Genomic DNA, 9,683 nt, shown 5'->3' with positions numbered 1-9,683 from the left:
CCGACGGACGTCGAGCTCGCCGCATAACCCCAGCAACCCCGAACCACACCAAACCCGTCAGGGGCGCCTTGACGGAAGACATAGAGGCACCCCCCAGACGACTTGGGCGACTCAGTCCGCTCAGCCCGCTCAGCCGCTCAGAACGCTCAGACCTCCCTGGAGTACCCCCCATGTCCGAGAAACCCCACGTCTACGACTATGTGGTCATCGGAGGCGGAACTGCCGGTTCCGTCATCGCCTCCCGGCTGACCGAGAACCCCGACACCACCGTCGCCGTCATCGAGGGCGGCCCCACCGACGTCGGCCGCGACGACGTCCTCACCCTGCGCCGCTGGATGGGCCTGCTCGGCGGCGAACTCGACTACGACTACCCGACCACCGAGCAGCCGCGCGGCAACTCCCACATCCGGCACAGCCGCGCCCGCGTCCTCGGCGGCTGCTCCTCCCACAACACGCTCATCGCCTTCAAGCCGCTGCCCTCCGACTTCGACGAGTGGGAGGCGGCCGGCGCCCAGGGCTGGGGCGCGGTCCCGATGGAGGCGTACTACGCGCGCCTGCTGAACAACATCGTCCCGGTCGACGAGAAGGACCGGAACGCCGTCGCCCGCGACTTCGTCGCAGCGGCACAGCAGGCCGTCGGGGTACCCCGCGTCGAGGGCTTCAACCGCAAGCCCTTCACCGACGGCGTCGGCTTCTTCGACCTCGCCTACCACCCCGAGACCAACAAGCGCTCCAGCGCCTCGGTGGCCTACCTGCACCCGGTCCTCGACGAGCGGCCCAACCTGACGATCCTGCTGGAGACCTGGGCGTACCGGCTGGAGCTGGACGGCTCCCGCGCGCGGGGCGTGCACGTCCGCACGAAGGACGGCGAGGAGATCCTCGTACGGGCCCGGCGCGAGGTCGTGCTGTGCGCGGGAGCCGTCGACTCGCCCCGGCTCCTCCTGCACTCCGGCATCGGACCCAAGGCCGACCTGGACGCGCTCGGCATCCCCGTCGTCCACGACCTGCCCGGCGTCGGCGAGAACCTCCTCGACCACCCCGAGTCGGTGATCGTCTGGGAGACCCACGGGCCGATACCGGAGAACTCCGCGATGGACTCCGACGCCGGCCTGTTCGTGCGCCGCGACCCCGACCACGCGGGCCCCGACCTGATGTTCCACTTCTACCAGGTCCCCTTCACCGACAACCCGGAGCGCCTGGGCTACGAACGCCCGCCGTACGGAGTCTCGATGACCCCCAACATCCCCAAGCCGAAGTCCCGCGGACGGCTCTACCTGCAGAGCGCGGACCCGGCCGTGAAGCCCGCCCTCGACTTCCGCTACTTCACCGACGAGGACGACTACGACGGCCGCACCCTCGTCGACGGCATCCGCATCGCCCGCGAGATCGCGAAGACCGAGCCGCTGGCCGGCTGGCTCAAACGCGAGGTCGCCCCCGGCCAGCACGTCACGGGCGACGAGGAGCTCAGCGAGTACGCCCGCAAGGTCGCCCACACCGTGTACCACCCGGCGGGCACCTGCCGGATGGGCGCCGTCGACGACGAACAGGCCGTGGTGGACCCGCAGTTGAGGGTGCGCGGCCTGGACGGTCTGCGGATCGCCGACGCGTCCGTGTTCCCGACCATGACCGCCGTCAACCCGATGATCGGGGTGCTGATGGTCGGAGAGAAAGCCGTCGACCTGATCGGAGGCGATGCCCGATGACGACCACGCCCGCCACCCGCAAGCCGCCCACCACGGGCGCCGACGCCCCCGTCTTCTCGGTCGACGGCCTGTGGAAGGTCTTCGGCCCCAAGGCCGACCGGATCCCCGCCGACCCCGACCTGGCCTCGCTGGCCCCCGCCGAGCTGCGCTCCCGCACCGGCTGCACGGCCGCCGTCCGGGACGTCTCCTTCGACGTCCGCAAGGGCGAGGTCTTCGTCGTGATGGGCCTGTCCGGCTCCGGCAAGTCCACCCTCGTGCGCTGTCTGACCCGGCTGATCGAGCCGACGGCCGGCACGATCGCCGTCGACGGCGAGGACGTCCGCGCGATGGACCGCACCCGGCTGCGCGAACTGCGCCGGCACCGCGCCGCCATGGTCTTCCAGCACTTCGGCCTGCTCCCGCACCGCACCGTCCTCGACAACGTGGCGTACGGCCTGGAGATCCAGGGCATCGGCCGCGCCGAGCGACGGGCGCGCGCGAAGGAGGTCGTCGCGAAGGTCGGCCTCGACGGCATGGAACAGCGCAGGCCCGCCCAGCTCTCCGGCGGCCAGCGGCAACGCGTCGGCCTGGCCCGGGCGCTGGCCGTCGACCCGGAGGTCCTCCTCTTCGACGAGCCGTTCAGCGCCCTCGACCCGCTCATCCGGCGCGACATGCAGGAGGAGGTCGTCCGGCTGCACCGCGAGGAGGGCCGCACGATGGTCTTCATCACGCACGACCTCAGCGAGGCCCTGAAACTGGGCGACCGCATCGCCCTCATGCGCGACGGCCGCGTGGTGCAGTTGGGCACCCCCGAGGAGATCGTGGGCTCCCCGGCCGACGACTACGTCCGCGAGTTCGTCCGCGACGTGCCGCGCGAGCAGGTGCTGACCGTCCGCACGGCCATGCGGCCCGCGACCGCGGGGGAGGCGGGAAGCGGCCCGGCGGTGTCCCCGGCCGCGACGGTCTCCCAGGCCATCGAGGCGGTGGCCCGGGCAGGCACTCCGGCCCGAGTCATGGACGCCGGCCGCTGCCTGGGCATGGTCGACTCGGACGCCCTCCTGGCGGTGGTGGCCGGAACGTCCACCGTGACCACCACTGCCGCTGCAACCGACACTGCCACCGACACGGCCGCCGACGCCATGCCGGCCGCCGACGCCATGCCGGCCGCCGACGCCATGCCAGCCGGCGCGGCCGACGCCGCCGTAGCCGCGGGCAGGCGTGCCGCTGGGGCGGCGCCCGTCCCCGAGCAAGCGGCGCCCCGTCAGCGCGGGCAAGCACCCCAGCCCCCGAGCACCGACACGGAGGCCGTCTGATGGCAACGGTCACCGCTCCCACCCCCCGACTCGCGCTCCCGGCCTTCCTCAAACACCAGGCCGCCCGCAAGCTCCTCATCCTCGCCCTGGCCGCCGCGATCCTCGTCCCGCTGGCCAACGCCCGCTGGTCCAGCGGCAGCTGGCCCGCATCGCTCACCGTCGACCTCACCAAACCCCTCACCAGCACCAGCGACTGGATCATCGACAACCGGGACAGCCACCCCCTGTTCCTCTACTTCCTCGGTCACGTCAGCAACGGAGTGGTCCTCTCCGTACGCGCCGTCTACCTCCTCCTGCTCGCCGCCGGCTGGGCGGGCGTCACCGCGGCGGGCGCGCTGATCGCCTGGCGCGTGGCCGGCGTGCGCCTCGCGCTCGGCACGGCGGCCGCGTTCCTGGCCTGCGGCCTGCTCGGCATGTGGGTGCCGACGATGCAGACGCTCGCCCTGATGGTCGTCGCCGTCCTCGTGTCGGTCGTCGTGGGCGCGCTGCTCGGCCTGGCCGGCGGTCTCTCCGAGCGCCTCGACCGCGCCCTGCGCCCGGTCCTGGACACCATGCAGGTGCTGCCCGCGTTCGCGTACCTCCTCCCGGTCGTGCTCGTCTTCGGCATCGGCGTCCCGGCGGCCGTCCTGGCCACCGTCGTCTACGCCGCCCCGCCCATGGCCCGGCTCACTGCGCTCGGTCTGCGCGGCGCCGACAAGGAGGTCCTGGAGGCGGTGGACTCGCTGGGCGCGACCGCACGCCAACGCCTGCTGACCGCCCGGATCCCGCTGGCCCGCAGGGAACTCCTCCTCGGCCTCAACCAGACGATCATGATGGCGCTGTCGATGGCGGTCATCGCGTCGGTGATCGGCGCGGGCGGCCTCGGCGACCGCGTCTACCAGGCGCTGGCCTCCGTCGACGTGGGCGCGGCCCTCGCCGCCGGCATCCCGATCGTGCTGCTCGCGGTCGTCCTGGACCGCGTCACGGCCGCCGCCGGACACGGGAGCGACGACGCGCCCGCCCGGTGGACCACCTGGGCCTACGCGACGGCCGCCGCCGTGGCCGTGGCCCTCGCCGGACGCGCGGTCGGCCGGCTCGACTGGCCCGACTCCTGGACGGTGACCATCGCCGCCCCGGTCAACGACGCCGTCGGCTGGATGACCGACCACCTGTACTCCGGGGTGCCCGTCGTCGGCGGCACCGCCGACTGGGCCGGCCACTTCACCACCTGGGTCCTCGACCCCGTCCGGGACGGCCTGCAGGGGCTGCCCTGGTGGGCGGTGCTGCTGCTGGTCGCCGCGATCGCCTGGCCGATCGGCACCTGGCGCACCGCACTGACCGCCGTCCTCGCGCTCGCCGCGACCGGTGTGCTCGGCGTGTGGGAGCCGTCCCTGGACACCCTGTCCCAGGTGCTGGCCGCCGTCGCCGTCACCCTCGTCCTCGGCTTCGCGATCGGCGTCGCCGCCGCCCGCAGCGACCGCTTCGAGCGGCTGCTGCGTCTCGTCCTGGACGTCTTCCAGACGATGCCGCAGTTCGTGTACCTGATCCCGGTCGTCGCGCTGTTCGGCGTCGGCCGCGCACCCGCCGTCGCGGCGGCCGTCGTCTACGCGCTGCCCGCCGTCGTCCGGATCACCGCGCAGGGCCTGCGGCAGGTCGACCAGGCGGCGATGGAGTCGGCCCGGTCCCTCGGCGCGACCGGCACGCAACAGCTCCGGCAGGTCCAACTCCCGCTCGCCCGGCCCGCGTTGCTGCTCGCCGTGAACCAGGGCGTGGTCCTCGTCCTCGCCGTCGTCGTCATCGGCGGTCTGGTCGGCGGCGGCGCGCTCGGCTACGACGCCGTCTTCGGGCTCGCCCAGGGCGACCTCGCGACCGGTCTGGTGGCCGGCGCCGCCATCGTCTGCCTCGGCCTGATGCTCGACCGGGTGACGCAGCCGACGGAACGCCGCGCGAAGAAGGGAGCGTGACATGCGGATTCGTATGCGTATGGGTACGCGTATGACGACGACGGCTGCCGTGGTCGGCGCGTCGGCGCTGCTGCTGTCCGGCTGCGGGGCCGCCGACATGACCAAGCAGGCCTCGCCCTTCGCCAACGCCCAGGGCGCGAAGACCGTCACCCTGTCCGTGCAGTCCTGGGTGGGCGCGCAGTCCAACGTCGCCGTCGCCCAGTACCTCCTCGAACACAAGCTCGGCTACCGCGTCGACACCGTGCAGGTCGACGAGATCCCCGCCTGGGACGCGCTCAGCCAGGGCCGGGTCGACGCGATCCTGGAGGACTGGGGCCACCCCGACCAGGAGAAGCGGTACGTCGACGACAAGAAGACGATCGCCCGCGGCGGCGACCTCGGCGTCACCGGGCACATCGGCTGGTTCGTGCCGACGTACCTCGTCACACAGCACCCCGACATCACGAACTGGAAGAACCTCGACAAGTACGCGTCCCTGTTCCGCACCGCCGAGAGCGGCGGCAAGGGCCAGCTCATGGACGGCTCCCCGTCCTACGTCACCAACGACAAGGCCCTCGTCGACAACCTGAAGCTCGACTACCAGGTCGTGTTCGCCGGTTCGGAGGCCGCGCAGATCACCCAGATCCGCCAGTTTGCCAAGGAGAAGAAGCCCTTCCTCACCTACTGGTACGCCCCGCAGTGGCTGTTCAAGAAGGTCCCGATGACGGAGGTGAAGCTCCCCGCGTACAAGGAGGGCTGCGACGCCGACCCGGCGAAGGTGGCCTGCGGCTACCCGCACACCCCGCTGGAGAAGTACCTCAACGCGGACTTCGCGAAGGACGGCGGCAAGGCGGCCGCGTTCCTGAAGAAGTTCAAGTGGACGACAGAGGACCAGAACGAGGTCTCCCTGATGATCGCCGACGAGAAACTCACCCCGGAGGAGGCCGCGAAGAAGTGGGTGAACAGCCACGAGCCCACGTGGAAGGCGTGGCTGTCCTGACCCGCTCACGCCGGAGGCGCGCAGCCGCATCAGGTCGGTAGTGCCTGAAAAGGGGTCCGAGACCAGCGTCTCGGACCCCCTTTCTGTAGGAGTCGGCGTCAGCCCAGTTGCTTGACCGCGCTGGTGGTGTAGCCGCTGGTGCGCAGCGTCGTGGCGGTGCCGATCGCTGTGGCGCCGCCCTTGTACAGCAGGAGCGCACCGGCACTGTTCGTCGCCCAGATGTCGGGGATGCCGTCACCGGTGGTGTCGGGGCTGCCGTAGAGCAGGGGGAAGGCGGCGCGGGTCATGGTGCCGGTGACGTACATGTCGTCGCCGCCGTCCAGACTCGCCCCGGACGTGCCCAGACTGGTCAGGACTGTTCCCACGCCGTCGCTGTCGAGGACGCCCTTGCGCAGGAGGATGTGGCCGGCCGAGGTCCGGTACGTCAGGTCGGCGGCGCCGTCGGCGTTGTAGTCGGCGATGGCCACAAAGTCCCGCTCGGCGTCGGCCCAGCCGGAAGTGGTCAGCTGAGTGGCCGTGGTGAAGGCCCCGCCGCTGTAGCCGGTGAAGACCCACAGTTCGGCGCCGCCCACTCCGCCGGTCACGAACAGCTCCGGCTGACCGTCACCCGTGATGTCACCTGCCGACTTGATCTCCGAGTAGGTCGCGGGAGCGGGGGCGTTGGTCGGGAGCTGCACCTCGATGCGCTTGCTGACGTCGATTGCGCCGTAGCCGTCGCCGGGGTAGAGGAAGAGCCGGCCCTCTGGAGTGCGCACCACCCAGTCGGTGACGCCGTCGGAGGGAGCGAAGTCACCGTTGTGGGTGACCAGGGAGTACCTGTTGGCGCCGTCCCAGATGTGCGGGACGGTCTTGCCATCGGTGAGCAGGTTCCCCTTGTCGTGGGTGCCGAATGTGTCGGCGACATAGGCGCCGTTCTGCGACACCGCGCTGATCGTCAGGTTGCCGGCGGCGTCGACCCGGCCGAAGTCGGCCGTGCCGTCGCCGTTCAGGTCGCCCGCGCCGTCCGGCGTCGAGCGGGGTGTGACGTAGAAGAAGTACTTGGTGGGGTTGGGGGAGACGTTGCCGGCCGAGTCGACTTCCTTGACGTACAGGATGTTGGGACCGGCGGAGGGCGGCTGGACGCCGGTGACGGTGGCCGACTTGACGGGAGTGGCGCAGGAGGCGGTGAGCCCGCCCGTGGTGCCCTGCTTGCCGCTCGCGCAGACGTAACCGGCGTAGTTGGTGGAGTTGATGGAGTAGACGAACTTCACGATGTCGGTCTCGGCCGGATCGCCGATCGCGAAGGTGAACGCGCCGCCGGTGCCGAAGGGTTGCCTGGACCAGGCCTCGGGGTTGCCGTCCGCGTCGTCGTCGGCGGGGAAGTCCGTCGAGACTGGGGGAGCGGGGGAGTCGGGCAGGTCGGTGTCGTAGACGAAGCGGCAGTAGCCGGTGCTGGGTGAATAGGCGCTGCTGGTCGTGTCGTCCCAGGCGCGTACCCGCCACTGGTAGGTGACGCCGTTGACCAGCCCGGTGAGGGCGGCGGTGGCGGCGGCCCCGTTGGTCGTCGGCCTGCTGTAGACGGTCTTCGCGCCGGTGTCGGTCCGCGTGAGTTCGAACTCCAGCCTGCTGAGCACGCCGTCCGGGTCGGTGGCCTTGGCGCCGATGGAGATGCTCGCGGATTTGCCGACCTTGATGTACGGGGCCGCACTGGTGTCGCAGGAGCCGGGGCTCATGGTGAGGGTCGTCGGAGCGTTCGGCTTGCGGTTGTAGGTGATGGACACGGAGGGCGAACCGCCCCCCTCCGCCTGGAACTTCTTCCAGGAGTACGTGTCGGTCTCCAGGCTGCCGGCGGAGCCGGTCGGTGCGGTGGACGCCGTGGATGCGACCAGACCCACGTTGAAGTCGGTCCAGCCGTTGTCCGCGACCTCCTGGGCCAGCGAGGTGACGGTGAAGTTGACGTAGGCGTCCGGGCAGGCGCTGTTGGACTTCCAGCCGTAGGCGAAGGACTTCGAGGTGATCTTCCTCTTCCAGGCCGGCTGGTTGTTCCAGGTGGTCTTGGCGCCGAAGGGATCGGTGCGCCACACCTGCACGGTGCGCTTGCTGCACGACCAGGAGTGGGTTTCGAGGACCTTCAGGGTGGCACTGGAGACGGCCGCGCCCTTGATGGAGCTGATGATCTTCATTTTGAAGAAGGAGCGGGCGGTGCCCCAGGTGTCCCGCTCGAAGCCGACGCGGGCCTCCTTGGTGTCCTCGTTGTAGTTGGCGCCGTCGTAGAAGCTGGAGCCCGGGTACTTCTTGTAGGCCGTGGTCCAGTTGGCGCGGATGCCGGTCGTGGAGGGGTCGACGAAGATCGGGTAGGTCAGGTTCTCGGTGGCCGTGAGGTAGCTCTTCGGCGGGGTGACGGTCAGGACGCCGGCCTCGAAGTCGGCGGCCGCGGTGGCGGCGTGGGCGCCCTCGCCGGGGCCGTTCACGGCGGGCAGGGCGAGCGTGTCGTTCGCGGCCTCGGTTTGCGCGTAGGCGGCGGGGTCCGCGTTCTGTTCGGCGGCGTCCGCGGCGGCTGCCCCCTCCACGACCTCGGGATCCTCGTTGGCGCCGGTCGCGGCCTGTGGGGCGGTGGACTCGGTGTCCGTGTCGTGGGCGCCTGCGGAGTCCCACAAGAACGGCGTGGGGGAGACGGCTATCTCCCTTCCCACGCTGTCCTTGGCCATCAGTACATCGGTCGACGGGTCGAGGGCGAAGGTGAGGCTGGACGAGGTGACACGGTAACGCGGTGGGGTGGCGGCCAACTTCGCGGCGGCCTCGGGTGTGTGCACGACCAGAACATGGGTGAAGCCGGTGTCCCGCGCGGACAGCATCAGGTCCACGCCGGGCAGGACGCCCTCGTACAGCGCGCGGTTGTCCTCGACGACCGGCTCGGGCAGCGGGCCGGGCCACTCGAAGTCGATGTCGTGGCCCTCGGCGGTCATCGTCAGCAGCGGGGTCCATACGGAGTCGGCCGCGTCGTCGATCTGCTGGGCGCTGTTGCTCCCGGTGTGGAAGACGGCCGTCCGGACGATGGAGCCGGAGGTGCGCGTCACCGCCTTGCGGGCCGTGCCGTCACCCTTCCCGCCCGCCGAAAAGGTCACCGGATAGGGGCTGTTGACAGTGTGCCAGCCTGCGTCGCCCTTGCGCAGGCCGGTGTCGATCGGCGCCCACGCGCCCTCTGTGTTCTTCGCGCGCACGGGCGCGACCGACGACGTGTAGGTGAACGACCCGTCGGCGTTGGCGTACGTCGTGGAGAACTCGTCTGTCAGCGTGGCGACTTCGACCTGCTTGCCGCTCTTGCGCGCCCGGCGCTGGGCCTCGTCCTCGTCGACCGGCGACGCGGCGCGCGTGGTCTTGTCGTTGGAGGAGTCTGCGGTGTCGTCCCGCAGGGACAGCACGGCGGCGCCGCCTGCCAGCACGGCCAGCGCGACGGCAGCCGCCAGGGCGCGCCGGACGCGCCTTCTGCCGGGCGGACTTGGTTCCGGGGCGGTGTCGAGGTCGCTCAAGGGCCCTTCTCCAACAGGCTGGGCCGCGGGGCGTCGGACCGGCGCGGCATGGCTCTTCCGGGGGTGCCCTCGGGCCTGGTGACAAGCCGTGACGAGCGCGCGACGCGTCGGATTGGGCGGTTGGAGTATGGACAGCTACTCCGGGCGAGATCAACACCCTTCGGACGGCGGCGGGTTGGCAAGGCCGACGCAAAGAGCCCTGGAGCGTTTCTTTGCCGTTCTTTGTCTGATTTTGATCAGTGACATAGCTAACACAG

The 9,683-nt window shown here is 70.8% G+C and carries 5 protein-coding genes; 4 read left to right on the top strand and 1 reads right to left on the bottom strand.

Translation table 11 applies throughout. The features are described 5' to 3' along the window. The first annotated feature begins 170 nt into the window (after window positions 1-170). From ACIBAF_RS08560 to ACIBAF_RS08545, 4 genes are read left to right on the top strand one after another with little or no spacing between them, the layout of a single operon-like run. Window positions 171-1,703 carry a GMC family oxidoreductase gene (locus ACIBAF_RS08560; RefSeq protein ID WP_399462379.1) on the top strand — a complete coding sequence of 511 codons (1,533 nt, stop codon included), beginning with the start codon at window positions 171-173 and terminating at the stop codon, window positions 1,701-1,703. Then, on the top strand, window positions 1,700-2,995 hold the full coding sequence (locus ACIBAF_RS08555) for a glycine betaine/L-proline ABC transporter ATP-binding protein (RefSeq protein WP_399462378.1): 1,296 nt from the start codon (window positions 1,700-1,702) through the stop codon (window positions 2,993-2,995). The genes ACIBAF_RS08560 and ACIBAF_RS08555 overlap by 4 nt, the downstream gene beginning before the upstream one ends. After that, entirely contained in the window at window positions 2,995-4,938 is a 1,944-nt protein-coding gene (locus tag ACIBAF_RS08550; RefSeq protein WP_399462377.1) for an ABC transporter permease, read from the top strand. The genes ACIBAF_RS08555 and ACIBAF_RS08550 overlap by 1 nt, the downstream gene beginning before the upstream one ends. Before the next feature lie 31 nt (window positions 4,939-4,969). Further along, entirely contained in the window at window positions 4,970-5,917 is a 948-nt protein-coding gene (locus ACIBAF_RS08545; RefSeq protein WP_399462376.1) for an ABC transporter substrate-binding protein, read from the top strand. A 98-nt stretch (window positions 5,918-6,015) separates the two neighbouring features. Here ACIBAF_RS08545 and ACIBAF_RS08540 read toward each other — a convergent pair whose 3' ends face one another. Next, a complete protein-coding gene (locus tag ACIBAF_RS08540) occupies window positions 6,016-9,426 on the bottom strand; it encodes a DNRLRE domain-containing protein (protein WP_399462375.1) in 3,411 nt (1,136 codons plus the stop codon). Window positions 9,427-9,683 lie beyond the last annotated feature (257 nt).

It is taken from the genome of Streptomyces sp. NPDC051677, from assembly GCF_044453465.1.
Lineage (GTDB): Bacteria > Actinomycetota > Actinomycetes > Streptomycetales > Streptomycetaceae > Streptomyces.
Note: the sequence above shows the minus strand (reverse complement) of the source record. Positions and strands in the feature narration are given on the sequence as shown.